Source organism: Paenarthrobacter sp. RAF54_2 (assembly GCF_052113945.1).
Classification (GTDB): Bacteria; Actinomycetota; Actinomycetes; order Actinomycetales; family Micrococcaceae; genus Arthrobacter.
In genome coordinates this window covers 375216-401137 of sequence record NZ_JBFRDV010000006.1, presented here as the reverse complement: position 1 = coordinate 401137, position 25922 = coordinate 375216, and the positions used below count along the sequence as shown (strand labels likewise).

At 61.5% G+C, this 25922-nt stretch carries 19 protein-coding genes and 3 tRNA genes; 13 read left to right on the top strand and 9 right to left on the bottom strand.

Annotated features, from left to right (window positions below; translation table 11 throughout):
- The first annotated feature begins 122 nt into the window (after positions 1 to 122).
- The 5 genes from AB4Y87_RS08405 (at position 123) to AB4Y87_RS08385 (ending at position 5392) form a co-directional block, all read left to right on the top strand.
- Positions 123 to 1307 (top strand): sensor histidine kinase, encoded by a 1185-nt coding sequence (locus AB4Y87_RS08405; protein ID WP_442003919.1) that lies wholly within the window; start codon positions 123 to 125, stop codon positions 1305 to 1307.
- A gap of 3 nt (positions 1308 to 1310) precedes the next feature.
- Positions 1311 to 2024 (top strand): response regulator, encoded by a 714-nt coding sequence (locus AB4Y87_RS08400; RefSeq protein ID WP_442003918.1) that lies wholly within the window; start codon positions 1311 to 1313, stop codon positions 2022 to 2024.
- Between the two features lie 105 nt (positions 2025 to 2129).
- Positions 2130 to 2924 carry an ABC transporter ATP-binding protein gene (locus AB4Y87_RS08395; RefSeq protein WP_442003917.1) on the top strand — a complete coding sequence of 265 codons (795 nt, stop codon included), beginning with the start codon at positions 2130 to 2132 and terminating at the stop codon, positions 2922 to 2924.
- 3 nt (positions 2925 to 2927) lie between these two features.
- On the top strand, positions 2928 to 4013 hold the full coding sequence (locus AB4Y87_RS08390) for an ABC transporter permease (RefSeq protein ID WP_442003916.1): 1086 nt from the start codon (positions 2928 to 2930) through the stop codon (positions 4011 to 4013).
- Positions 3905 to 5392, top strand: coding sequence for an FtsX-like permease family protein (locus AB4Y87_RS08385; protein WP_442003990.1), 1488 nt, complete (start codon positions 3905 to 3907; stop codon positions 5390 to 5392). Before AB4Y87_RS08390 ends, AB4Y87_RS08385 begins: the two co-directional genes overlap by 109 nt.
- 119 nt (positions 5393 to 5511) lie before the next feature.
- Here the strand turns inward: AB4Y87_RS08385 and metG are convergent, their stop codons facing one another.
- From metG to ilvD, 8 genes are all read right to left on the bottom strand, one after another.
- On the bottom strand, positions 5512 to 7071 hold the full coding sequence (gene metG / locus AB4Y87_RS08380; protein WP_442003915.1) for a methionine--tRNA ligase: 1560 nt from the start codon (positions 7069 to 7071) through the stop codon (positions 5512 to 5514).
- A 103-nt stretch (positions 7072 to 7174) separates the two neighbouring features.
- The gene (locus tag AB4Y87_RS08375; RefSeq protein WP_224090846.1) at positions 7175 to 7930 is read right to left on the bottom strand and encodes an ABC transporter ATP-binding protein; all 756 of its coding nucleotides are present in this window, start codon (positions 7928 to 7930) and stop codon (positions 7175 to 7177) included.
- The gene (locus AB4Y87_RS08370) at positions 7927 to 10737 is read right to left on the bottom strand and encodes an FtsX-like permease family protein (RefSeq protein WP_442003914.1); all 2811 of its coding nucleotides are present in this window, start codon (positions 10735 to 10737) and stop codon (positions 7927 to 7929) included. The genes AB4Y87_RS08375 and AB4Y87_RS08370 overlap by 4 nt, the downstream gene beginning before the upstream one ends.
- Before the next feature lie 210 nt (positions 10738 to 10947).
- Positions 10948 to 12543 (bottom strand): phosphoglycerate dehydrogenase, encoded by a 1596-nt coding sequence (gene serA / locus AB4Y87_RS08365; RefSeq protein ID WP_442003913.1) that lies wholly within the window; start codon positions 12541 to 12543, stop codon positions 10948 to 10950.
- Positions 12544 to 12809: 266 nt separating this feature from the next.
- Positions 12810 to 13835, bottom strand: coding sequence for a ketol-acid reductoisomerase (ilvC, locus tag AB4Y87_RS08360; RefSeq protein WP_442003912.1), 1026 nt, complete (start codon positions 13833 to 13835; stop codon positions 12810 to 12812).
- A gap of 100 nt (positions 13836 to 13935) precedes the next feature.
- Positions 13936 to 14448, bottom strand: coding sequence for an acetolactate synthase small subunit (gene ilvN / locus AB4Y87_RS08355; protein WP_216923893.1), 513 nt, complete (start codon positions 14446 to 14448; stop codon positions 13936 to 13938).
- A gap of 2 nt (positions 14449 to 14450) precedes the next feature.
- On the bottom strand, positions 14451 to 16355 hold the full coding sequence (locus AB4Y87_RS08350; protein WP_442003911.1) for an acetolactate synthase large subunit: 1905 nt from the start codon (positions 16353 to 16355) through the stop codon (positions 14451 to 14453).
- 290 nt (positions 16356 to 16645) lie between these two features.
- The gene (gene ilvD, locus AB4Y87_RS08345; RefSeq protein ID WP_442003910.1) at positions 16646 to 18367 is read right to left on the bottom strand and encodes a dihydroxy-acid dehydratase; all 1722 of its coding nucleotides are present in this window, start codon (positions 18365 to 18367) and stop codon (positions 16646 to 16648) included.
- 231 nt (positions 18368 to 18598) lie between these two features.
- Here ilvD and AB4Y87_RS08340 point away from each other — a divergent pair, with 231 nt between their 5' ends.
- From AB4Y87_RS08340 to AB4Y87_RS08325, 4 genes are all read left to right on the top strand, one after another.
- Entirely contained in the window at positions 18599 to 19540 is a 942-nt protein-coding gene (locus AB4Y87_RS08340; RefSeq protein WP_442003909.1) for a sunset domain-containing protein, read from the top strand.
- 71 nt (positions 19541 to 19611) lie between these two features.
- A complete protein-coding gene (locus tag AB4Y87_RS08335) occupies positions 19612 to 20757 on the top strand; it encodes a PQQ-dependent sugar dehydrogenase (RefSeq protein ID WP_442003989.1) in 1146 nt (381 codons plus the stop codon).
- A gap of 119 nt (positions 20758 to 20876) precedes the next feature.
- Positions 20877 to 20952 (top strand) — tRNA-Lys (locus tag AB4Y87_RS08330).
- Positions 20953 to 21146: 194 nt separating this feature from the next.
- Positions 21147 to 21219: transfer RNA gene (locus AB4Y87_RS08325), tRNA-Lys, on the top strand.
- A gap of 51 nt (positions 21220 to 21270) precedes the next feature.
- Here the strand turns inward: AB4Y87_RS08325 and AB4Y87_RS08320 are convergent.
- Positions 21271 to 21729: a MarR family winged helix-turn-helix transcriptional regulator gene (locus tag AB4Y87_RS08320; protein ID WP_442003908.1), complete on the bottom strand. Its 459-nt coding sequence runs from the start codon at positions 21727 to 21729 to the stop codon at positions 21271 to 21273.
- Positions 21730 to 21814: 85 nt separating this feature from the next.
- On the opposite strand from AB4Y87_RS08320, the gene bcp reads away from it, so the two are divergent.
- From bcp to AB4Y87_RS08300, 4 genes are all read left to right on the top strand, one after another.
- Positions 21815 to 22288 carry a thioredoxin-dependent thiol peroxidase gene (gene bcp / locus AB4Y87_RS08315; RefSeq protein ID WP_442003907.1) on the top strand — a complete coding sequence of 158 codons (474 nt, stop codon included), beginning with the start codon at positions 21815 to 21817 and terminating at the stop codon, positions 22286 to 22288.
- 63 nt (positions 22289 to 22351) lie between these two features.
- Positions 22352 to 22433: transfer RNA gene (locus AB4Y87_RS08310), tRNA-Leu, on the top strand.
- A 228-nt stretch (positions 22434 to 22661) separates the two neighbouring features.
- On the top strand, positions 22662 to 24329 hold the full coding sequence (locus AB4Y87_RS08305; protein ID WP_442003906.1) for an ABC transporter substrate-binding protein: 1668 nt from the start codon (positions 22662 to 22664) through the stop codon (positions 24327 to 24329).
- A gap of 79 nt (positions 24330 to 24408) precedes the next feature.
- A complete protein-coding gene (locus tag AB4Y87_RS08300) occupies positions 24409 to 25914 on the top strand; it encodes a malate:quinone oxidoreductase (protein ID WP_442003905.1) in 1506 nt (501 codons plus the stop codon).
- The last annotated feature ends 8 nt before the right edge of the window (positions 25915 to 25922 follow it).

Genomic DNA, 25922 nt, shown 5'->3' with positions numbered 1-25922 from the left:
GGTCTATCTAGCCAAGCAATCCACATGCTGGTCAAAATCGTCTCACTCCTCGAACATTCTAGTGGAGCGAATCAGACCAGGGCATGACGCCCGGGCCCATAGCCAGCACATAGAGTCTTACCGTGGATAGAAGGCACGAGATATACGAATGGTTCCGGATCAACCGCTTCAAGGTAGACATGACGGCCATGTGCTTGCTGGTCCTCTTATTCGGACCTGTCTATCTTGTGGCCGACCGCCCATTGCTCTTTTTCATCTCCTGCGGCCTGCTGTTGCCCCTGGCGTGGCGACGCACGCGTCCCGTGGTCGCGGCCGCCGTCGTGGTTTTGGTGTGCCTGATCCAGTGGGCGGTTGGCGCGGAGCCGGTGGCCGGCCAAATCGCGGTTCCCCTGGTCATCTATGCCACCGCTGCCTATGGACCGGCGTGGGCGAGCCGGACGGTCCTGCTGCTTGGATTGCTGGGCGGCGTCATGCTCACCACGCGCGAATACTCGAGCCCCGCGGAGTCCGGCATCATGGGCCTAACGATCGGGGCCCTCTACACAGTCCTCATCTGGATGCTGGTGCTGGTCAGTTGGACGCTGGGCGACCTTACCCGAGTACGGCGGCTCCAGCTCCAGGCCCTTGAGGACCGAACCCGACGCCTTGAAATCGAGCAGCAACAAGAGCGCCAATTGGCCGCAGCTGATGAACGCTCCCATATTGCTCGGGAAATGCACGACATCGTGGCGCATTCCCTGTCCGTCATCATCACCCAGGCCGATGGTGCCCGGTACGCTGCCGCCGCAAAGCCGGAACTGGCCACCGAAGCGCTGGCCACGATCGCTGCGACGGGCCGGGATTCCCTAAGTGAGATGCGACGGCTGCTCGGCGTGCTGCGCTCGGACCAGGAGGCGCCGACAAGGCCCCAACCGAGGCTTTCCGATCTTGATGAACTCCTTCTGGGCTTCCGCGCTGCCCGGCTCAAAGTCTCCTTCGAACAACTCGGCACGCCTCGCCGGGCACTGCCGGCAGGTGCCGAACTCACGGCCTACCGGATCATTCAGGAAGCCCTCACCAATGTCGTGAAGCATGCCGGACCGCAGGCGGATGCGAGTGTGATTCTCACATGGCAGAGTCGCGGCTTAGAGCTGAACATCGCCGACGACGGCCGGGGCGCCGCCGCTGATCCGCCCACCTCAGGTGGGGGAAACGGCCTCCGGGGCATGGCCGAGCGCATCTCGCTTTACGATGGTTCCTTGACCGCAGGCCCTTTGCAGGGCGGCGGTTTCCGTGTGTCCGCTTTCATTCCCTATTCGGAGGCCTAAGCCATGCTTGAACACCCCGCACCCATCAGGGTGGTGCTCGTCGATGACCAGCACTTGGTCCGCTCGGGGTTCGGCATGCTGATCAATTCCCAACCCGATCTCCAGGTGGTCGCAGAGGCAGGCAACGGAATCGAAGCAGTCCAGGCCCTCAGTGCCACCACGGCGGATGTGGTCCTGATGGATGTGCGCATGCCGGGCATGGACGGCATTGAAGCCACGAGACGCATTTTGGAACAGGCAGCCGGCCAGCCGTCGGGCTCCCAGCGGGCGGAGGTCAAAATCGTGGTCCTCACCACCTTCGACCTTGACGAATATGCTTTGGCTGCGATCCAAGCAGGCGCCAGCGGGTTCCTGCTCAAAGACGCTCCGCCGGAGGAATTGCTGGAGGCCATCCGGACGGTCTACCGTGGCGACGCGGTGATCGCCCCATCCACCACGCGCAGGTTGTTGGACCATGTGGCTCCGCTGCTTAGAAAGCAGACGTCGGAACAAAGCGGGCACGCGGCCGCGGTGGAACGCCTCACCGCGCGTGAACGCGAGGTTTTCCAACTGATCGCCCAGGGCCAGTCCAATCCGGAAATAGCCGCAGGATTGTTTCTGTCAGAGGCCACGGTGAAGACCCACGTCGGCCACATTCTGGCCAAGCTTGGAGCCCGGGACCGCGTGCAGGTGGTGGTCATCGCCTATGAGACAGGTGTGGTCGCCCCCGGAAGCTAGCGCATCGCTTTAAGCCTCGGTCTCAGACCACAGTATGAGCTGACCTTGCCTGGAATGGGTCCCTGGCCCGATCCAGCAGCGCATCCCGGCACATAGCGTGAAAACATGACAACTTTCACGCCCCTCCCCCACCCAACAGGCAACGGCCGTCCCGCTGAATCCGATGCAGCCAGGCCACGCACAGCAGTCGAAGCGTTCGCACTGACAAAGAGCTATGGACGCGCCGCTACACGTGTCATGGCCCTGAACGAGGTATCGGTGGGGTTCGACGCCGGCAAGTTCACCGCAATCATGGGACCCTCCGGATCGGGCAAATCCACGCTCATGCATTGCCTCGCCGGCCTTGATACGGCGGACTCCGGACGGATCGTCCTGGGCGGCACAGAGCTCACCGGGCTCAACGACCGCCAGCTCACCGCCGTTCGACGCGAGCGCATTGGCTTCGTCTTCCAGGCCTTCAATCTGGTGCCCACCCTGACAGCGGAGCAGAACATCACGCTGCCGCTCGCTTTGGCGGGAACAACCGCCGACGCCGGGTGGCTGGATACCGTGGTCAGCACCCTCGGGTTGAAGGACCGGCTGAAGCACCGACCACACGAGTTGTCCGGCGGACAGCAGCAGCGCGTCGCCGTAGCCCGAGCGCTGCTGACGCGTCCCGACGTCGTATTTGGCGACGAGCCGACTGGCAACCTGGACTCCAAAGCCGGCGGTGAAGTGCTTGCGCTCCTGCGTCGCAGCAGCCAGGAGATGGGCCAGACCATCATCATGGTGACCCATGATCCCGTCGCCGCAAGTTACGCCGACCGCGTGGTGCTGATGAGCGATGGCGGCTTGGTAGGCGAGATCCAGGAGCCCACAGCAGACTCAGTTTTGACGGCCCTCGGCAAGCTGGGGGCATAGGGCATGCTGCGCGTAGCTCTCTCCCAAGTGACGACGCACTTCCGCCGATTCGTCGCAATCGGGCTCGCCGTGATGCTGTCTGTTATGTTCCTCGCCGCCACGCTTATGGTGGGCGCGAGCACCAATGCTTCACTTGGCGCCAGTATCGGCGAGGCCTACCGTAACGCGGATCTTATTGCTACATCCAAGAACGGTAAGGCCTTCAGCCAGGCCGCGGTGGATGCCGCGGCGTCCGCGCCCGCAGTCAAGGACCACTACGCCGAGCGATCCACCTACGTGACGTTCGTGGCCGGTGGCGGTGAGCAGCACGGCCGGCTGCGAAATACGGCGCCGTCATCCTTGGAGGGCGCAGTCTTGTCCTCAGGTTCCATGCCGTCGCAGCCCTTCGAAGCCGTCCTAGATGTCAAGACCGCAGAGCATCTCGGACTGACTGTTGGAAGTACGCTCGAGCTGCACGGTGCCGGACCCGTCAAGAACGCCAAGGTGAAAGTTACCGGCCTGATTCAGGCCACGAATGATCCGTTCTCGTCCTCGGCGGCCCAGCTGGTCGCTTCAGAGTCTGTCCTGAACGCGGTGCAGGATGCCGGAGCAGGATATTCGGGACTGCAATTCATCCTCCAATCCGGCGAAGACGCCTCCGCAGAGAAGGAGTACATCGCGCACCGCATGGAAGCGGCAGGTGCCGATTCCCCCACTCTGGAAACCGCGCAGGAGAAGGTCACCTCGACGGTCGCCATGCTGAGCGCCGGCCAGGACCAGCTGACCGTTGTGCTGCTCGCCTTCGCAGGCGTCGCTGTCCTTGTCTCCGCCCTGGTGGTGGCCAATACGTTCTCCGTGCTGGTAGCCCAGCGAACAAGGGAACTGGCGCTTCTTCGGTGTCTCGGCGCGGGCCGGTCCCAAATCCGCGGATCCGTCATGCTGGAGGCCCCGTGGTCGGATTCATTTCCTCCGTGCTGGGCGTGGTTGCCGCAACCGGCCTCATGTACGGGCTCATCTCTTGGGCGAAGACACAGCCTGAACAGGCTTTTGCCACCCTGGCTGTACCACCGTCGGCAATCATCGCGGGCCTTGTGGCCGGAACGCTGCTGACCGTCATCGCAGCCCTCGTCCCCGCCAAAGCCGCTACCGCCGTCGCTCCCCTCGCTGCCCTAAGGCCCGCCGACGACGCTGCTGTTGGCAACCGGCGTGGCAAGGTCCGCCTGATTCTGGGTCTGGTGGCTCTCCTCGGAGGCGCGTCACTGCTGATTTTCGGCAGCACCACAGTCTCACTGCTGATTGCCTTGTTCGGCGGAGCCCTCTCCTTTGTCGGGATCCTGCTGTGCTCAACCCTGTTCATCCCCACGGTGGTGGCCGTGGCAGGCCGCTTGGCCGCGCCTGTGGGTGTTCCCGGGAAGCTGGCTGCAGTCAACGCCACGCGCAACCCCGCCCGAACGTCGGCTACCGCCGCCGCACTGCTGATTGGCGTCACACTGGTGTCCCTGATGATGACCGGCGCCGCAACCTCACGGCAAGCTTTCGACGATACCCTCGCTGAAAATTATCCGGTGGACCTTGGAGCGATGACCGCGGCGGATGCCATCGGCTCCGGCGATGCGGCCGTATCCCGCATCAAGGCAATCGACGGCGTCAATACGGCAGTCCTGCTCCCGGCAGTCGGGACTCTTGCGCAGGCCACCCCTGATGGTGGAAATACCATCTATGCAATCTCCGCGGCCGATGCCGCGTCCGTGCTGCGCGACGGCGCACTGCAGCCGGGGCCCGGTACCGTCTTCCTGCCCGAGGACTCACGAGGCGGACCCGCGAAGATCTCGACGGCGGCCGGTTCCGTATCGCTGGATGCCAAAGTCCTGCGGACGCGCCATATTCCGCCATTCGTTGAGAAGTCCAGTCTTGCTTCCACTCCCCTACCGGAAATGCCCGCCATGGTGTGGGTGAAACTGGACGACTCGGTATCGGCGGACCGTGTCCAGGCCGTTCAAAAGGAAGTGGCCACAGCCTTGGGCGTGCAGGAACGCACTGTCAGTGGCGCTGCCATCGAGCGCGTGACTTTTAACAGCATCATCGACGTCCTGTTGCTGGTGGTTACTGGCTTGCTGGGCGTGGCCGTGGTGATTGCGCTGATCGGCGTGGCGAACACGTTGTCCCTATCTGTCCTTGAACGAACGCGGGAGAACTCCTTGCTGAGGGCACTGGGCCTGACGACGGGCCAACTCCGGGGAATGCTCGCGATCGAGGCCGTGCTCGTAGCCGGTGTGGCCGCAGCCCTGGGTGCGGGCATCGGCGTCGTCTATGGTTGGCTGGGCGCCCAGGCCGCTCTTGGCGGTGTGGCTGATGTTGTGCCAGCAGTTCCGTGGCTGCAACTCGCAACGGTGTTCGGCGTAGCCGTAGTGGCGGGTTTGCTGGCCTCCGTGATTCCTGCCCATCGTGCAGCGCGGCTGTCCCCCGTGGAGGGCTTGGCCACGGCCTAATCCCTCTCCCACATCAAACCTGCCCAATGAGAAATGCTCTCTCACTTCCTTTCCCTGAACGGGAGGATGTGAGCGAGCATTTCTGCTTTAAGGCTGCTATGTGAGAGAGCGAACGGTGCCTACGCTTCCGCTGGTTCCTCGTAGCGCGGGAAGATCGGCGTCGGAGCCGGAAGTTCAGTTCCCGGAACGATCGGCGTGGCGATGGCAGCAAATTGCCTGGCATCGCCTTCGGGCTGTCCGAGCACCTCAAGGAGCTTGGCGGACGAGGAAGGCATCACCGGCTGGGCAAGGATCGCCACGATGCGGACAACTTCCAGGGTGACGTACAGCACGGTATTCATGCGCTCGACGTCGGTCTTCCGCAGCACCCACGGGGCCTGATCGGCGAAGTAGGCATTGGTGTCGCCCAGCACTGTCCAGATAGCCTCAAGGGCGCGACTGAACTCCTGCTTGTCAAAGGCGCCCCGGGCGGTAGCCAGCAATTCTCCGGCCTTGGCGAGCAAGGCGTTGTCCTCGGCCGTGAACTCTCCGGGGACAGGAACCTTACCTTCACAGTTCTTCGCGACCATGGACAATGAACGCTGGGCAAGATTGCCGAAGTTGTTGGCCAGGTCCGAATTCATGCGGCCCACGATTGCCTCATGGTTGTAACTGCCATCGGCGCCAAACGGGACTTCCCGGAGGAAGAAGAAGCGGCACTGGTCCAGCCCGTACTGCGCCACAAAGTCCTGTGGGGCGACAACATTGCCGAGGGATTTGGACATCTTCACGCCGTTGTTGGTCAGGAAGCCGTGGATCATGACGCGCTTGGGCAAAGCCAGGCCGGCGCTCATGAGGAAGGCAGGCCAGTAGATCGCGTGGAAGCGGGAAATGTCCTTGCCGATGACGTGGACATCGGCAGGCCAGAATTTCCTGAAGGACTCGGACTCCACGTCCGGGTATCCGGCACCCGTGAGGTAATTCGTCAAGGCATCCACCCAGACGTACATGACGTGCTTCTCGTCGCCGGGAACAGGAACACCCCAGTCGAAAGTGGTGCGGCTGATGGAGAGATCATCAAGTCCGCGCTTCACAAAGCTGATGACCTCGTTGAACCGGGACTGCGGCGCACCAAACTCAGGCTGGTCCTCATAGAGGGCCAGGAGTTTCTCCTGGTAAGCGGACAAGCGGAAGAAGTAGCTCTCCTCAGCAGTCCAGGTGACGAGGGTGTCCGTCTCTTTCGAGTAACGTAGGCCGTCTTCCTTGACGACAGTATCGTCCTCAACGTAATACGCTTCGTCGCGGACCGAGTACCAGCCCTCGTACTTGGACAAGTAGATGTCACCGTTCGCTTCCATCTTCTTCCAGATGGCTTGCGACGCCGTGTAGTGGTCCGGGTCCGTGGTGCGGATGAAACGGTCATGGGAGATTCCCAGGTCCTGGCTCATCTGCTTGAACGCCGCGGAGTTGCGGTCGGCGAGCTGCTTGGCGGTAATGCCTTCCTTCTCGGCCGACTGCTGCATCTTGAGCCCGTGCTCGTCCGTGCCGGTCATGAAGAACACCTCATGTCCGTCGAGGCGCTTGAAGCGCGCCATGGCATCAGTCGCGATGACCTCGTAGGCGTGTCCGATGTGCGGCACGCCATTGGGGTAGCTGATAGCGGTGGTGATGTAGAACGGGGATTTCTCTGCAGACGTCACTCTAAGAAGTTACCTTTTTTTCGGATGGAATGACTGGACCGGCCGCAAATGACGGCCGGTCCGGTATGTGCCGGACATCCCGGCGAAGGAGCAGTCTTGCGGACTAGTTGAGTTCGGTCAGCGTATCGCTGAGCCGGACCAGTTCGTGGTCGTGTGAAGCCACGAGCACAGCGATGCCATCGTTCGTGGTGTCCTTCAGGATGCCGATGATGCGGTTGGCTGCAGCACGGTCCAGGCTGGCGGTGGGCTCATCCACCACCAACACGCGGGTTCCCAGGATCAGGGCCCTGGCGATTGCCACACGCTGGCGCTCACCGCCGGAAAGCTGGGCGGGACGGTGCCGCATGCGGCGTCCGAGGCCCACCAGGTCCAGGAGGTCCTTGGCCATTTCCGTGCGCTGTTCCACTTCCCCATCCGGGACGGCGGGCAGCAGCACGTTCTCGAGGGCACTCATGCCGTCGATCAAGGCGCCGCCCTGATCGACGTAGCCAATCAAGGCACGACGCCTGTCAGCGATCTCGTCGTCGCCCATGGACGCCAAGGACTGGCCTTCCCAAAACACGGTGCCTGACGTCGGCAGGGTCAGCCCGGCGCTGACGGTCAGGATACTGGTCTTGCCCGAGCCGCTTCGGCCGGCGATGCAGTGCATCTCGCCTGCGTGCAAGGTGAGGTTGAAGTCATCCACGACGTCGACTTCCTCGGCGCCGCCCTTGTCTCCGCCGTAGTGGATAGTGACGCGGCTGAGCTCCAAGGGTGTCGCGTGGTCGGATGCCCGGACGATGGTGTTGGCACGTGTCTGCAGCGACTCGTCCGTGGATTCCGGGGTCGCCGTCAGCTCGGGGTTGAGGTTGTCAGTCATTTGACTACTTTCGTTGCAATCGGAATCCAGCAAATTACGGCCAGCAGCCCGGCCAGACCGGCCCAGAGTGCTGCGTACGGAGCAAGGAGCAGCCCCAGTCCAAGGGCACCAAGGACGCCCAAGGGAAGCGCCACGGTGCCGACAAGTGCATTTTCAAAGAAGCGGACCTGGCCCAGCATGTCCGGGTTCCAGCCCATGGCACGCAAAGTGCCAAGATACTCGCGCTTGGCATGGAGCTCGAACCGCCCGGTCACGAGTGTGAGCAGCAGACCCACAACTACGCCGAACACAGCGAGGATCACGCTTGGCAAGGCGATGCTCGCGGCGGCCAGCCCACTCAAGGCACTGGCTCCTGCTGCCCGGGGGATGTCGATCAACAGTGCGATCAAGGCTCCGACTGCGGCACCGAAGACGCCTACGGCCACGGCCAGCGAAACAGAGTTGAACCGGTTGGTAGTGAGCTGCCTGTTGGCGAACGTCAGGGGCGAATCAACAGTGACGAGGCGTTCATCATGCTGGGGTTCCTGGTCTACCTCCACGCGGTGACGCAGCTGCTGGGCAGCCAGCAACGCAGCGCCCACGTAGATGATGAGCATGGTCACTGAGACGATCACGGTGGCAAGGTTCCAACTAAGCAGGCTCAAGATGATCCCTGCCGCGGCCAGGGCAGCCGCGCCCACGGCGAACTCTTCGAGCACCCAGGACCTGACGCGCTTCTGCGTCCAGCCCATCGCCCGCAGGATGCCTGCTTCGCTCCGGCGCTGCCGGATGTAGCTGACGGTCGAGGCACCAGTCAGGAGCGTGGCGCCAAGAAGCGTCAGGAAGAGGAGGGTGATGTTGGTGCCTGTCAGCGAACCCGAAACGGCGTCAGCCGCGTCCTGCCGAACCCAGGACTGCTGGACTGTGCCCAGCGGAGATTCCTTGCCGGCGTCGTCCTTGCTGTACCCAGGGACGAAGATGTTGGCGTCTTCGCGGGCGGAACCCGCCACGACGGTCGCTTCAAGGCCCAGTTCACGGATCTGGGCGGCCAGCTTTTCAACGTCCGGCTGGGCCTGTTTCCACGTTCCGGTGGCATTGGCGCGGACACGAATGGCATCGATGACGTCGGCATTGGTGTCATAGCCACGGGCTGCGGCCAGGCCGTAGTAGTCAGTGATGGCGCCGGCGGACTGGCTGACCAGACCTGTGGCGCTCAGTGATGGCTTCAGGACAGTGCCATTGGCGTCCTTGCCCTCGGCGTCCTTGCTCAGTGTCAAGGGAGCTGGGTCATAGCCACCCAACGGGAGCTTGTTGACGTCACCGGCCGCGGCCTGAACGTCTGCCGGGTTAAACGTGCCGTACACCATCGGCATGGGAGTCGCGGGCTTTTTTCCGGTTTCCAGGTCTTCACGGTAAGAGCGCTCGTCCACAGGCTTGCGCTGGGTCTGGTCCACGGCTGCGCCGAAGGACGACTTTTCCGGAAGCCGGTTGACTGTCACCCAGTCCCCCGGCGTTGCCGTCTTGTCTGAAGCACCATTGGAGGCTTCGTCGCCCTCCTTGTACTTCGGGGCTGCAGCAAAAGCTGTACTCCAGGTCGCCGGGTTGTAGAGCCCTTGGCTGAAGGAGGCAGTGCTGCCCAGGAGTTGGCTGTGATCCGTGGAACCCGGCCATTCAAGGGCAAACGGGGCCTTGGAAACGAACGGCAGGTAGTCCTTGTCCAGGGACCGCGTTGCAGTGCCGACATCCTTGACTACTTTGCCGTTGTTGTCGATTTCCTCGATCTTGACCGAGTACTTCAAATCCAGCGACGTTCCCGAGCGGACAATCAGGGGAATGGCCTGGGAGTCATCGGTCAGCAGTCCGTCACGCTTTGCCTGCTGGTACTGCGTCATCAAGGGAGCCCAGTACTTCAGCTTCACACCGAGGAAATCAGGTCCTTCTTCAAGCTGGTTCATGCTGAGGCCGCTGGTGAAAAGGCTTTCGAAATGCCGGCCAATAGCGCCTGCATTGCGGGCGTCCGCTGGCGGAGCCTTCTCCAAGGGTGCAAGGAAATCACCTGCGGAGCCCAAGAGCGCCCGCTCGGAGGCAGGATCGACGGCGACGACGGATTCCGTCACCTCCGGCGCCAGTGGAAGCGCCACCGAAAGATTGAAGAGGTTGTGCTCCGATCCGAGTGCTGGAGCCGGGAACTTTATCCCGGTCTCGCCGTCCGGACCTGCAATCCGGACGTTCGAACCACCAGCAGCTTGTTCCTGGATCAAACGGCCCTTGCCCAGGGTGCCTTCGGCGCTGGTCTTGAAAAGGGTCTGCTGGTTGACGCCATCTGAGCTTGTGGCGGAGGCCGTCAGCCGGTACTTCTTGGGCGTGTCGGACAAAACAGATTCAGCTGCGGGCCACTTGCTGGAGTCCATGGCCGAGGGGTCGCCTGCAGTTATGCCACCGGCAAGGCCTGCGTTGTACCCAAGGTAGTCCATGGCATTGAGGCGCGGAGCCTCGAGGTTCTGAGAAACCCGCGAAACGAGGCTGATGGGGGCAGCGACAGCAGTCTGGCCCATGGTGCGGATTTTCTCCAGCTGCTCAAAGCTGATGCCGCCCTGCCCATTGGCAATTTCCGGCTGGATCAGCGCGCCGCCGTCCCCGTCCTGTGAGGGGTCCGGCTTCGCCTGGACCAGGATGTCGTAGAGTCCCCGCGAGTTCTCATCCACAGTCCTGTTCAGAGCGGCCTGTGACTGGCTCTGGACTAGGACGGACAAGCACATCGCGACGATCAAAATGGCCGCGGTCAGCAGCAGCACACGGCTTCTGATGAACCTTTGGACGGCGTTCATTGGGCTCCCTGAGACCTTGATTGCGGGCGCGCACACATGCTCCGTGAATCCTTGAAAAACACAAAGGAATCCCGGGCTCTATGTGCAAAAAGTAGTGGCCGGCCTGCTGCCGGGTCCGAATCCCGGACCAAGCCATTGTAAGCAGACCGGCCACCGTTGCGTGTCAGTGGTGTGTCTCCGGCACGCGAACTTGGCTGATGAGGAGCTGTCCTAGTCCTCCAGGTCCACCTCGCGGACCATGTCCGCGCCAATGCCCGCCTTGATGGCTTCCAGTACCTGCTGCGGAACAGAACTGTCGATTGTCAGGAGCGCAAGCACCTGGCCCCCCTCGGTCTGGCGTGCAACCTGCATGCCGCCGATGTTGATGTTGTTCATGCCCAGGATGTGGCCGATGGTGCCAATGACACCGGGACGGTCCGCGTAGGCCACCACCACCAGGTGCTCACTGATGGGGATTTCCACGTCATAGCCGTTGACGCCGACGAGCTTCTCCACTTGCTTGGGTCCGGTCAGGGTACCGGCAACGGAGATCTGGGAACCGTCGCTGAGCGCACCACGGATCGTGAGGACGTTGCGGTAGTCCTCGGCGTCCGGGGTGGTGATCAGGCGGGTATTGATACCGCGCTGCTCTGCGATGACGGGGGCGTTGACGTAGGAGACCTGCTCCGTGACGACATCGGCGAAGACGCCCTTCAAGGCAGCGAGCTCAAGCACCTTGACGTCCAGCGCGGCAATCTCGCCGGCAACCTCGACGTCGATCTGGGTCAGCGACGCATGGGTCAGCGCCGTGAAGATCCGGCCGAGCTTTTCGATCAGCGGGATGCCCGGTCGGATGTCCGGGGCGATCACACCGCCTGCAACGTTCACAGCATCCGGCACGAGCTCGCCGGCAAGGGCAAGGCGTACGGACTTGGCCACGGAGACACCAGCCTTTTCCTGGGCCTCGTCCGTGGATGCGCCGAGGTGCGGGGTGACTACCACGTTGTCCAGTTCGAAGAAAGGCAGATCCGTGCTGGGTTCCTTGACGAAGACATCCACGCCGGCACCGGCAATCTGGCCTTCCTTCAGGGCGATGTAGAGGGCTTCCTCATCAACCAGGCCGCCACGGGCAACGTTGATGACGTAGGCCGTTTCCTTCATCTTGCGGAAGGCGTCGGCGCCAAGCATGCCCACAGTCTCGGGCGTCTTGGGCATGTGGATAGTGATGAAGTCGGAGTTTTCCAGGAGTTCATCCAAGGTGACCAGCTTGACCCCGAGCTGTGCGGCACGAGCGGCCGTGATGTAGGGGTCGTACGCCAGGATCTCGGTTTCGAACCCCTGCAGGCGGGCTGCCACGAGGGCGCCGATACGGCCCAGGCCGATGATGCCGATCTTCTTCTCGAAGAGTTCGATGCCGGTGTACTTGGAACGTTTCCACTCACCGTTCTTCAGCGCGGAGCTCGCCTGGGGAATGTGGCGGGCGAGGCTCAGGATGTGCCCTACCGTCAACTCGGCTGCTGAAACGATGTTGGACGTCGGTGCGTTGACCACCATGACACCGGCCTGCGTCGCGGACTTGATGTCCACGTTGTCCAGTCCCACCCCGGCACGGGCGATGACCTTAAGGTTCTTCGCAGCGGCAATGGCCTCGGCATCAACCTGGGTGGCAGAGCGAACCAGGATTGCGTCGACGTCGGCGATGGCGGACAGCAGCTGGGAACGGTCGGCGCCGTCGATTTGGCGGATTTCAAAGTCCGGGCCCAATGCCTCGACGGTGGCGGGTGAAAGTTCCTCAGCGAGGAGGACGACGGGTTTGGTGGCTGACACGGGGTGGCACCTTACTTTGGACAACTTTGGGACAGTACTGGACAAGGAGCGGATGCGGGGGCCGGACACGACGCCGGACCAGCCCAGAATATCGAACCTGGGCAAGGATTCCGGTGCCGGTGAACGATGTTACGGCCCCGTTGAGGTTGTTGTGAAGAAATTCACAGGACGCTGTGTTGGGAGGAGCGGCTGCGAAACAGCGACGCCCGCCCGGCTTTGTTTGCCGGACGGGCGTCGGTTCAGTGCCCAGGGCACTGGGCAAAAGGTCAGCGGGCTGCGGAGCCTTCGACGTAGTCCTGGTCCTGCTGCTGCCAGGAGAACAAGGAACGCAGTTCGCGACCAACCTCTTCGATCGGGTGCTGCTCTGCCTTGGCACGCAGTTCCTTGAACTCGACGGCGCCGTTGTCCTGGTCCTCGATGAAGCGCTTGGCGAAGGCACCACTCTGGATGTCCGCGAGGACAGCCTTCATGTTTTCCTTCACCTCGGGAGTGATGACGCGGGGGCCGGAAACGTAGTCGCCGTACTCTGCGGTGTCGGAGACGCTCCAGCGCTGCTTGGCGATGCCACCTTCCCACATGAGGTCAACGATGAGCTTGAGCTCGTGAAGGACCTCGAAGTAGGCGATCTGCGGCTGGTAGCCGGCTTCGGTGAGGGTTTCGAAGCCGTACTGGACCAGCTGGGAAACGCCGCCACAAAGGACGGACTGCTCGCCGAAGAGGTCCGTTTCGGTCTCTTCGGTGAAGGTGGTCTTGATGACACCGGCGCGCGTGCCACCGATTGCCTTGGCGTAGGACTTGGCCAACTCCCAAGCGGAACCGGATGCGTCCTGCTCAACAGCGATGATGTCCGGGATGCCTCGGCCGGCTTCGAATTCGCGGCGCACGGTGTGGCCCGGAGCCTTCGGAGCGATCAGGATGACGTCGACGCCTGCGGGCGGCTCGATGTAGCCGAAGCGGATGTTGAAGCCGTGGGCGAAGGCGAGTGCCTTGCCTTCGGTCAGCTTGTCCTTGATGGAGTCGTTGTAGATCGCGCGCTGGTGCTGGTCCGGCGCAAGGATCATGATGACGTCGGCCCATTCAGCGGCGTCGGCAACGTTCTTGACCGTGAAGCCTGCGTCCTCTGCCTTGGCGGTCGACTTCGACCCATCCTTCAGCGCGATAACAACCTCGACGCCGGAATCGCGCAGGTTCAGTGCGTGCGCGTGGCCCTGGGAACCGTAGCCGACGATGGCAACCTTGCGGCCCTGGATGATCGACAGGTCTGCGTCGTCGTCGTAGAACATTTCAGTCACTTGCGTAACTCCTCTTGAGTGGTTTCTGGATATTGATGTGGTGCTGCGGTACTGGACGCAACGCTCGGCACGGCATGCTAACGCAGGCCTTGCCTGTTTCCTACGCGGAGCGGAGCGCCCTGTCACTCATGGAGCGGGATCCCCGTCCAACGGCCAAGGTGCCGGACTGCACGATTTCACGGATGCCGAATGGCTCGAGCACTGAGAGCAGTGCAGCGAGCTTCTCGGGGGTACCGGTTGCCTCGATCACCAACGAGTCTGTAGACACGTCGACGACGGCGGCACGGAACAGGTCTGCAGCTTGGGTTACCTGCAGGCGTGTCGCGGCATCCGCACGTACCTTGACCAGGATGTGGTCGCGTTGTACGGAAGATTCGGAAGTCAGTTCAACGATCTTGATCACGTTGATCAACTTGTTGAGCTGCTTGGTGACCTGCTCGATGAGGTCGCCGTCGGCATCGACGACGACCGTCATGCGGGACATGCCGGGAACTTCAGTGGGTCCCACAGCCAGTGAATTGATGTTGAACGCGCGCCGGGCGAAGAGGCTGGCTACGCGGGTCAGCACGCCGGGCTTGTCTTCGACCAGAACGGACAGTGTGTGGCGGCTCATGCCTAGTCCTCCTCTTCCCATTCCGGGGTCATATTGCGGGCAACCTGGATTTGGTCATTGCTGACACCTGCGGGGACCATCGGCCACACCATCGAGTTGGGGCTGACGACGAAGTCGATCACGACAGGACGGTCATTGATTTCCAGTGCCTTTTGGATGGTGGCATCGATGTCTTCGTCCCGCTCACAACGCAGTGCAGCACAACCATATGCATCTGCCAGCTTGACGAAGTCGGGAATGCGGACGGTGTCGTGGCCGGTGTTCAGATCGGTGTTCGAGTAGCGGCCTTCGTAGAACAGTGTCTGCCATTGGCGGACCATGCCCAGCGAGGAATTGTTGATGATGGCGACCTTGATCGGGATGTTGTTGATGGCGCAGGTGGCCAGTTCCTGATTGGTCATCTGGAAGCAGCCGTCACCGTCAATGGCCCAGACCACGCGGTCCGGCTCACCAACCTTGGCACCCATTGCTGCCGGAACCGAGTATCCCATGGTTCCGGCTCCACCGGAGTTCAGCCAGGCGTGGGGACGCTCATACTTGATGAATTGCGCAGCCCACATCTGGTGCTGGCCAACGCCGGCGACATAGATACCTTCCGGACCCGTGAGCTCGCCGATGCGCTTGATCACGCGCTGCGGGGCCGTCAGTCCATCCTCGGGCTCAGTCCAACCCAAGGGGTAGGTGTCGCGCAGATTGCCCAGGAACGCCCACCATGAGTCCAGATCCGGTGCGCCGCTGAGCTCGAACTGCGTCTTCACGGCCTCGGTCAGTTCCGGGATGATCTCCTTCACGGAACCGACAATCGGGACATCGGCCGTCCGGTTCTTGGAGATCTCCGCCGGATCGATGTCCGCGTGGATCACCTTGGCAAAAGGAGCGAAGGTCTTCAACACACCGGTGACGCGGTCATCGAACCTGGCGCCGAGGGTGATGAGGAGGTCTGCCTGCTGCAGGGCGGTAACCGCAGATACCGAACCGTGCATGCCCGGCATTCCAACGTGGAGGGGATGCGAGTCCGGGAACGCGCCGCGGGCCATCAGCGTAGTGACTACCGGCGCTCCGGTTGCCAGGGCCAATTCCATGAGTTCGGCAGAGGCATGTCCCTTGACCACACCGCCACCCACATAGAGAACGGGCTTGCGGGAGGCTGCGATCAGCTTGGCAGCTTCACGGACCTGCTTGCTGTGGCCACGGACCACAGGACGGTAGCCCGGCAAGTCAACCTTCGGCGGCCACGAGAAGGTCATCTGGCCTACCTGGGCATCCTTGGCAATATCTACAAGGACGGGTCCCGGGCGGCCGGTAGAAGCAAGGTGGAAGGCTTCGGCCATGACATGCGGGATGTCGTTGGGATCGGTTACCAGGAAGGAGTGCTTGGTGATGGGCATGGTGATGCCCACGATGTCCGCTTCCTGGAACGCGTCCGTACCAATGACGCCACTGGCGACCTGGCCGGTAATGGCTACCATCGGCACGGAGTCCATATGGGCGTCCATGATGGCGGTAACGAGGTTGGTGGCACCGGGTCCCGAGGTGGCGATGCAAACGCCAACCCGTCCGGTAACCATGGCGTAGCCTTGCGCGGCGTGGCCGGCTCCCTGTTCGTGACGGACCAGGATGTGATTCATGCTGGAGGCCATCAAGGGGTCGTAGGTGGGCAGGATCGCGCCACCGGGCAAACCGAAAATATCGTCCACGCCGAGTTCTTCGAGCGAACGGACAATTGCTTGCGAGCCGGTCATCACCGTTGGGGGTACAACGTTGTTCGGCCCAAGTACAGGAGAGAGAGGTGCAGCAGTGTCGACGACGACGGCCTCAGCCGTTCGGTCGACCTTTTCCGGAGCCTTTGGGGCTCCAGCGGACTTTGCAGCCATCAGCGAGGGGCTGATCGGCGATCCTTTGCTCATCGGACTCTTCCTTAGTGGATCTTCAGTTGATGGGTCTTGCTTAGGGGAATAAAAAAACCCCTCAGCCTTGCGGCTTTTCGAGGGGTTGCGCGTGACAGTTCGTTACCAGTCGGGCTAAGCCACGCGCTTGGTAAGTACGACGACGCCGACGGTAACGAATGAGATCATGCGTTCAGTGTTCCCTCTAAGTGAGATACGTGTCAATTGACCACCATCGTATCTCACCATATGGACAGGGGTGTCCGCCTGCCGGACTCCCCTGCCAAGGCCGGGGAGTCCGGGGTCCGGCATCAGCCGCAGTAAGCACCGGTCGAGGCGCTGTGGACCAACTTTGCGTACTTGGCCAAAACACCCTTGGTGAACTTCGCTGGAAGGGGCTCCCAGCCAACCTTGCGGGCTTCAAGCTCAGCTTCCTCCACCAGGAGGTCGAATGAACGTGCCCCGATGTCCACACGGATGCGGTCACCGTCCTGGACGAAGGCGATGGGACCGCCGTCGACCGCTTCAGGCGCAACGTGGCCGATGCACAAACCGGTGGTCCCGCCGGAGAAGCGGCCATCGGTCAGCAGCAGCACATCCTTGCCCAGTCCAGCGCCCTTGATGGCACCAGTGATCGCAAGCATTTCGCGCATGCCGGGACCACCCTTGGGTCCTTCATAGCGGATAACCACAACGTCGCCCTTGTGGATCTCGCCATTGTCCAGTGCGTTGAGGGCCCCTTGCTCGCGCTCAAAGACGCGGGCTGTGCCCTCAAAGACGTCGGCGTCGAAGCCGGCGCTCTTCACCACGGCCCCTTCCGGAGCCATGGTGCCGTGGAGGATGGTGATACCACCGGTCTTGTGGATGGGGTTGTCCAGTGCCCGAAGGATCTTTCCGTCAAGGTCCGGCGGGTTGATCGAGGCAAGGTTCTCGGCAAGCGTCTTGCCGGTGACGGTAAGGCAGTCGCCGTGCAGCAGCCCGGCGTCGAGAAGCGCTTTCATGATGACCGGCACGCCGCCGATCTTGTCCACATCAGTCATGACGTAGCGACCGAACGGCTTCAGGTCACCGAGGTGCGGGATTTTGTCGCCAATGCGGTTGAAGTCATCCAGGGTCAGTTCAACCTCGGCTTCGCGGGCAATTGCGAGCAAGTGCAGGACCGCGTTGGTGGATCCGCCGAACGCCATGGTGACGGCGATGGCATTTTCGAACGCCTTCTTGGTCATGATGTCGCGGGCGGTGATACCGAGGCGAAGCAGGTTCACCACAGCTTCGCCGGACTTGCGTGCAAAGTCATCACGTCGGCGGTCTGCCGAGGGCGGAGCGGCCGAACCCGGGAGTGACATGCCCAGCGCCTCGCCGATGCAGGCCATGGTGTTGGCCGTGTACATCCCGCCACAGGCGCCTTCGCCCGGGCAAATTGCCTTCTCGATACGAGTGAGGTCCTCCATGCTCATCTTGCCTGCGGCACAGGCGCCGACGGCTTCGAAGGCATCAATAAGCGTGACTTCCTTCTCCGAGCCGTCCTCGAGCTTGACCCAACCGGGCATGATCGATCCGGCGTAGAGGAATACCGAGGCGAGGTCCAGCCGGGCCGCAGCCATCAGCATGCCGGGGAGGGACTTGTCGCACCCGGCAAGGAGCACCGAGCCATCAATGCGCTCGGCCTGCATCACCGTTTCCACGGAATCGGCTATGACCTCGCGGGAAACGAGCGAGAAGTGCATGCCCTCGTGGCCCATGGAAATACCATCCGAGACGGAGATGGTGCCGAACTGCATAGGGAATCCACCACCGGCGTGGACACCTTCCTTGGCGCCCTGCGCAAGACGATTGAGGGACAGGTTGCAGGGGGTAATTTCATTCCACGAACTGGCGACACCAATTTGTGGTTTGGCGAAGTCGTCATCCCCCATCCCCACCGCACGGAACATGCCACGCGCGGGCGCGGCGTGAATTCCGTCGGTTACGACCCTGCTGCGGGGCTTGATGTCCGGTTTGGTATCTGTCGCAATTTGGGTGGCGTCGCTCATGGTCCAAAGTCTATGTGTCCACGGCAGCGGCCCACGACGTAATCCTCCCGGGTTAAGCACGAAGGTAAGAATATTTCCTCGTCAGCGCGGAAAACCTGAGCCTCTTTTCAGGGGATCACCAACTCCATCACAACCCAGGCTGGACGGCCCCTAAACGCTGGACACCCCATTAGCAGCCACGTAACGTCGGAAATACCACTAACTGCACCCTGTAAGCAGAAGGGCCTCACCATGGACTGGTTGATTTGGGTCATTGTAATTGTGCTGATAGTCGCGATTGTTTGGTGGCTGCTGAGCCGCAACAACGCCAGGAATTCCTCACCTGCACCATTGGGCACTGCCACTGGCACCGGGACTCCCGGACGGCCAGGCACTGCCGCACCAGCTGCCATGGAACCCAGCGACACGATGTCGATGCCCGATACAGCCGCGGCGGTGGCTGGCGTAGCGGGCCTGGCTGGCGTCACGAATATGGGAAAGGCCGCGGCCGAGGGAAGCGGTCCCGCCGAATCAAGTATGGAATCGCGGGCCGAAACCGAAGCTCAGGCTGGACCGCCGGTGGACGAACCTGTGATTGAAACGCCGGAGGTCGATGAGCCAGTGGTGGACACCGATGCACAGGTCACTGCCGGTGATGTCGATGACTGGGAGGCTGCCGGAACGCCGGCATCTGAACCCCTGGCGGCCGAGTCTGCGATTTCTGAGCCAGCGGCTTCCGGATCCGGGGACGGAGTGACAGCGGATGACGTGACGCGCGCAGATGACACGCCAAAGGTGGAGGAGTCAGCGGACACCAACGCAGCAGACAAAGCTGAGTGGGAATCCTCGTGGACGGACGCAGGCGGCACTGCGATCCACCATCACGAATACACGGATGCACACTCAGCCACCCTCGCCGGCGCCGAGACCGCGGCTGCTGAAATGGACGACGAAGATTCAATGACACCAACGGGCCATCTCGCCGCCGAGCACCCATATGGGGTTGGCTCAGCAGGAGCCGCGGCAGACGGCAGCGGCCCCGAGGGCTACCCGGTGAAGGCCGACGCTTCGACCATGACGTATCACGATGAAGATACCGCCGGCTACGACGAAGCCACCGCGGATGTGTGGTTTGAATCGGCCGCGCATGCGGAAGCGGCCGGGTTCCGCCCTCCTCCACGGAACAGGCACTGAACAGAACAAGCGATATGGGCAGAGGTGCAGTAAGAGCTGACGGCCGACCCGCCACCGGTTTCTGCTGGTTGATGCCCGCCCGGACTGCGGTCAGGCTTCTGGCCGCTCTTTTACTGGCGGCCCTGTCAGCGGCTTGTACGGGTAGTCCGTCGTCGCCAGGTTCGACTGCCACGCCTGAGGGCCCCACCAGTTCCACTGTCCCCGTGTCGCCAGGGACGGGCCCTGCATCCGAGTCAGCGCCACCTGCTGTCCCACCAAAACTGGAGGTAAAGCAAAAGCTCGACGCCGGCCTGCAGCTGCCTTGGTCCATCGTCTTCCTGCCGGACGGCACAGCCATCGTGTCGGAACGCGATTCGGCCCAGGTCAAGAGCATCCGCGACGGCCGGACAACAACCATCGGCGAGGTTGCCGGCGTCGAACCTGGTGGTGAAGGTGGGCTTCTGGGCCTTGCCCTGTCTCCTGCCTTCGCCAGCGACCGATGGCTTTACGCCTATTTCACGTCAGCCACGGACAACCGGATCGCCAGAATGCACTTGTCGGAAGAGCCGGGAGGCGCTTTGAGGCTTGGCGGCCCTGAGGTGGTCTTTTCCGGCATATCAAAGGCTTCTACCCATAACGGTGGCCGGATCCGTTTTGGCCCTGATGGATTCCTGTATGTGGGCACCGGCGATTCGCAGCGCCGGGAACAGCCGCAGGATACACACGCCTTGGGCGGAAAGATCCTGCGGCTGACTCCCGAAGGACGCCCCGCTCCGGGCAACCCATTCGGTGAGAACCCTGTTTACAGCTACGGACACCGGAACGTGCAGGGTTTGGCGTGGGACAGCGAAGGAAGGTTGTGGGCCAGCGAGTTTGGTCCGGACGTGGACGACGAACTAAACCTCATTACCCCTGGCGGCAACTATGGCTGGCCCACAGTGACAGGAGCCCCCGGCCGCAGCGGGTTCATCGACGCCAAAGTTGTTTGGCCTTCAACCTCCGATGCATCGCCCAGCGGATTGGAAATTGCCGACGGCGTGGCTTACACCGGAGCCCTTCGCGGCCAACGGCTTTGGGCCATCCCGCTCAACGGCAACAAGGCGGGTTCACCTGTGGCTTACTTCACAGGCGAGTATGGTCGGCTGAGGGATGTCGCCAAGGCTCCCGACGGGTCGTTGTGGGTCCTCAGCAACAACAGAAACCCTGATTTTGCGCTGATTTTGAGGCGCTCTTCGTGAACCTAGGACCCTTGGCGCCGCCGATTTCCCTCATCCGCCGAAGTCGTGTAGAGTTACATGTCGTTGCGGAGATCGCCGAGGGAACAAAAGCCCCCGGGTTTGGGTCGAAATCAACAGCTGCACCTCTAGCTCAACTGGCAGAGCAATTGACTCTTAATCAATGGGTTCCGGGTTCGAGTCCCGGGGGGTGCACCAACGAAAGGCCTTGGAGTGATATTCACTCCAGGGCCTTTTTTCGTTGCCTTGTTCCGCTCGAACACCGCTCTTCGTGGAATGCATCACGCCGGGATAATTCTGGTTAGCCGCCGTCAAAATGTGGTGTAGAGTTATCTGTCGTTGCGGACGTCAATGGAGAATATGACTCCTTCGTATTGACCGAAACAATAGCTGCACCTCTAGCTCAACTGGCAGAGCAATTGACTCTTAATCAATGGGTTCCGGGTTCGAGTCCCGGGGGGTGCACAGAATAGGAAAGGCTCCGGATCGTTGCTACGATCCGGAGCCTTTTCTTATTCAAGCCTGAGGGTTGGCGTCCCCCGCTGGGCGGTCGAGCGCGGGCATTCCGGCAAGTCCCCGGACGACGATCTTGAGTTCGTCGCGCAGCCGGGCGGTGTCGACCTGAACCAGTGCGAGCACGTCCTGCTCAAGCCGCACTGCCTCGGCCAAAGCTGCAGAGCCGGCGTCCGTGAGCGTCACAACGTGACTGCGACGATCCGAGTCGCTGCGCTGGCGACTCACATGACCGTGCAGTTCGAGCCTTGAAAGGGTAGTGCCCATGGTCTGCGCCTTGACCCTGGCAACTTCAGCCAAAGCCGCCTGCGTAATGGGCCCTTTCGCAGCAAGGACTTCCATGGCGATCACGCCGGCATGTGTCAGTCCGATGTTCTTCAATTTTTCATTCCACGAGATTTCCACGAGTCGCGCAGCCGTTGAAAGCAATCGCGTGGTGGGCCATCTCTCCATATCTGGCATGCCGACAGTATATGCGCGTGGCAGCTGTTGCCGTTGATTCTGGCCACTAAACTGGGGAGTCGCGAACGTTAGCAAGGAGCAAATTATGGCGGAACGTCTTATTCCCGGTGGCGTAGCCCCGGACTTCACACTTCAAGACCAAGATGGCAACGACGTCAGTCTTTCGGACTTCCGAGGACGGAAGACCATCGTCTACTTTTATCCGGCGGCATCTACGCCCGGCTGTACCAAAGAGGCTTGTGATTTCCGGGATAGCCTCGCATCCCTGCAGGCTTCGGGTTATGAAGTAGTAGGAGTCTCTCCGGATTCAGTCAAGGCACTGGCCAAGTTTGCGGCGGAAGAACAACTGACGTTCCGCATACTCTCGGACGCAGACCACTCGGTGGCCGAGGCCTATGGTGCCTGGGGCGAGAAAAAGAACTATGGCCGCACCTACATGGGCCTGATCCGTTCCACGATCGTGGTGGACCCGGACGGAAAGGTCCACCTGCCCCAGTACAACGTCAGAGCCACAGGGCACGTCGCCAAGCTTCGCCGCGACCTCAAACTCGACAAGTAGCGGGTACACTGGAGGCCGGAAGAAGGCTCCGGTCAGCCCATAGGGCAGTCCAGTGGCCAGCCAGCGCGAGTGGTGAAATTGGCAGACACGCAGGATTTAGGTTCCTGTGCCTTCGGGCGTGGGGGTTCAAGTCCCCCCTTGCGCACAGCAGTTGGAGCAACACGGCATCAACACAGTGGTGAAGAACCACGGATTCTTCAAACACCCCCGGTTCACTGAGCATTTCATTCGGACCGGGGGTGTTCTTTCCTCAAGCAGACGGGGACTATGCCCCGCAACGCGCCCGAACCGGCACCGGGGGCGTTCAACTAGACTGGAATGCGGTCTGGCCGAAGCCGGCCACAGCACTTCCGACCGGCTTGAGGGGACAAGAGTGGCAAGCAGCAAGATACGGCGGCTGGGAATACCGTTCACGGCAGTCCTGCTGATTTTGGGACTGGCATCATGTACCGGAACGCCGGGGCCCGCAGCGTCATCATCGGCAAGCAGCACAGCAGCTGCGGAGCCGACGGCTACCTTCAATTTCGGTACAGCCTCCATGCCGCTGGGGCTCGACCCTGCGATGACAGCGGATTCGGAGTCATACCGTGTGACCCGCCAGGTCCTTGAGGGACTTGTAGGCGTGGACGGCACCACCGGGCAGACTACCCCGCTGCTCGCCACGGAATGGAAAGACAGCAACAACGGGCTGAGCTACGACTTCAAGCTCCGTGAAAAAGTAACTTTCCATGATGGAACTCCGTTCGATGCCGCCGCCGTTTGCGCCAACTTCAACCGCTGGTTTACGTTTCCCGCCGACCTGAGGAAACAAGCGCCCGGGATCTCTTTCCAAAACGTCTTCAAGGCCTATTCGGACGAGCCAGTGTTTTCGATCTTCAAGGACTGCAAGGTTGTTTCCGCCAGCAACGTCCAGATCAACCTCACCCGACCCTTCACTGGTTTCCTGCAGGCCCTGACGCTGCCCGCCTTTGCGATCTCCTCGCCCACCGCCCTTGAAGGGCAGAAGGCCAACGTCCTGGACAAGGTGCAAAATGGCCAGGCGGTGTCCGCCTACGCCAGCCATCCGGTGGGGACAGGTCCTTACGCATTCACGGCCTGGGACGAACACAAGATCACGTTGGCCAGCTACAAGGGCTACTGGGGCAACAGGGGCCAAATCGGCGTTATCAACTTCATTCCTTATGACCACGCAGAAACGCGCCAGCAAGCGCTCCTTGACGGCAAGATCGACGCCTACGATCTCGTGACGTCGGGAACCTTTGATCAACTTGTCAAAAAGGGTGTCCAGATCATCCAGCGTGACCCGTTCTCGGTGATGTACCTCGGCATGAACCAAGCGGTTGCGCCGTTGGACAAGCTGGAGGTCCGCCAGGCCATCGAGATGGCTATTGATAAGGAATCACTGATCCGCAGGTTCTTCATCGACAATACGGCGCAAGCTTCACAATTTGTTCCCCCGAAGCTCAGTGGTTTCAACAACAACGCCCCTTCTTTGGGATACAACCCTGAGAAGGCCAAGGAGCTTCTGGAGAAGGCCGGCTACAAGGGCGAGGAACTGAAGTTCTACTATCCGCTGAACGCCACTCGGGCTTATATGCCCACACCAGAGAAGATCTACGCCGAGATCAGCCGCCAACTGGTTGCCGTAGGAATCAACATCAAGCCGGTTCCCGTGGACTGGGAGGATGGCTACCTTCAAAAGGTGCAGTCCCCTGGCGACCACGCCCTGCACCTCCTGGGCTGGAATGGCTCCTATGCCGATGCTGACAACTTCCTGGGCCCGCTTTTCGGAGAGCCCAGGGGCGAGTTCGGATACACGGATTCGGAAGTCTTCCACAAGATCGAGCGAGCCCGCGCCCTGCCCAACGGCGATGACCGCAACACCCAGTACCAGTCCATCAATGCCGAGATAGCGGCGTCGGTACCGGCCGTGCCCATAGCCTTCCCTATCTCTGCGCTGGCCCTGTCCGACAAGGTGGAAAGCTACCCCGCTTCACCTGTCCTCAACGAAGTTTTCACAAACGTCCGCTTAAAGCCTTGACGATTCCCTGCAATTTCAGTATTGCGTCTGCGCGGGGATATTCTGTGACAGCCAGTGCCGCCGCTAACGGAGATTGATCGTGACCTTCATTTCCAAGACTCAACATGCCGACGTCGTCCTTATTGGCGGCGGAATCATGAGTGCCACCCTTGGTGCGTTCATCAAGCAACTCGAACCCACCTGGACCATCTCCCTCTTTGAACGACTCGACGAAGCGGGACTCGAAAGCTCCGGACCATGGAACAACGCCGGCACCGGACATGCTGCGCTGTGTGAGCTTAACTACTCCCCCGCGGCCAAGGACGGCTCCGTGGATCCTTCCAAGGCCATCCACATCAATGAGCAGTTTCAGCTTTCGCGCCAGTTCTGGTCCCATCTGGTGGACAGCAATGTCATTGGCTCCCCCAAGGGCTTCATCAACACTGTTCCGCACATGAGCTTCGTCATCGGCGATGATCACGCGAACTTCCTGAAGACCCGGTACGAGGCCCTCAAGCCCAACACGCTGTTCCGCAGCATGGAATACACCGAGGACCAGGACAAGATCGCCAAGTGGGCGCCCCTCATCGTCAAGGGCCGGGACCGCAAGCAGCGCGTTGCCGCCACCCGCGCGGCGGAAGGCACCGACGTCGATTTCGGCGCATTGACCCGCGAACTGACCGGCTATCTGCGGAACACCGGCGCCGAGGTCAACTTTGGTCACGACGTCACCAACATCCATCGTGCATCAGGCGGCGGTTGGGATCTTTCCCTCAAACACCCCAAGTCGGGTGAGCACGGCCGCATCCACGCCAAGTTCGTCTTCGTAGGAGCCGGCGGCGGAGCACTCCACCTGCTTCAGGCCTCGGGCATTCCGGAAAGCAAGGGCTACGGCGGATTCCCCGTATCCGGCCAGTTCTTCCGCTGCACCGACGACTCCATCACCTCGCAGCACAGCGCCAAGGTCTATGGCCAGGCTTCGGTTGGCGCCCCACCCATGTCCGTCCCCCACTTGGACACCCGGTTTGTTGAAGGCAAGCGTTCCCTCCTCTTTGGCCCGTACGCTGGTTTCTCCACGAACTTCCTGAAGACCTCCAGCTACCTTGACCTCCCGCTGTCCATCCGCCCGGGAAACATTATTCCGATGCTGGCGGTGGCCAAGGACAACATGGACCTCACGGCGTACCTCATCAAGGAGGTGGCCAAGCGCCACGAGGCGAAGGTGGAGTCCTTGCGTGAGTACTATCCCGAGGCCGTTGGCGATGATTGGGAGCTGATCACTGCAGGCCAGCGTGTCCAGATCATCAAGAAGCACCCGCAAAAGGGCGGCATCCTGCAGTTCGGTACTGAGGTCATCGCGTCCCGCGACGGTTCCATCGGCGCCCTTCTGGGTGCGTCTCCGGGAGCTTCCACTGCTGTTCCGATCATGATTGAACTGCTGCAGAAGACGTTCCCCAAGAACTTCAAGGGTTGGCAGTCCAAGCTCAAGGACATGATGCCGGGCTATGGCGTGAAGCTTAACGAGAACCCTGAGCTTGCCGCCGAGCTTGAGGCAAGCACTGCACGGTCATTGCAACTGGAAGTGGCCAACGCCCTCCAGGGCTAAGCCGGCCG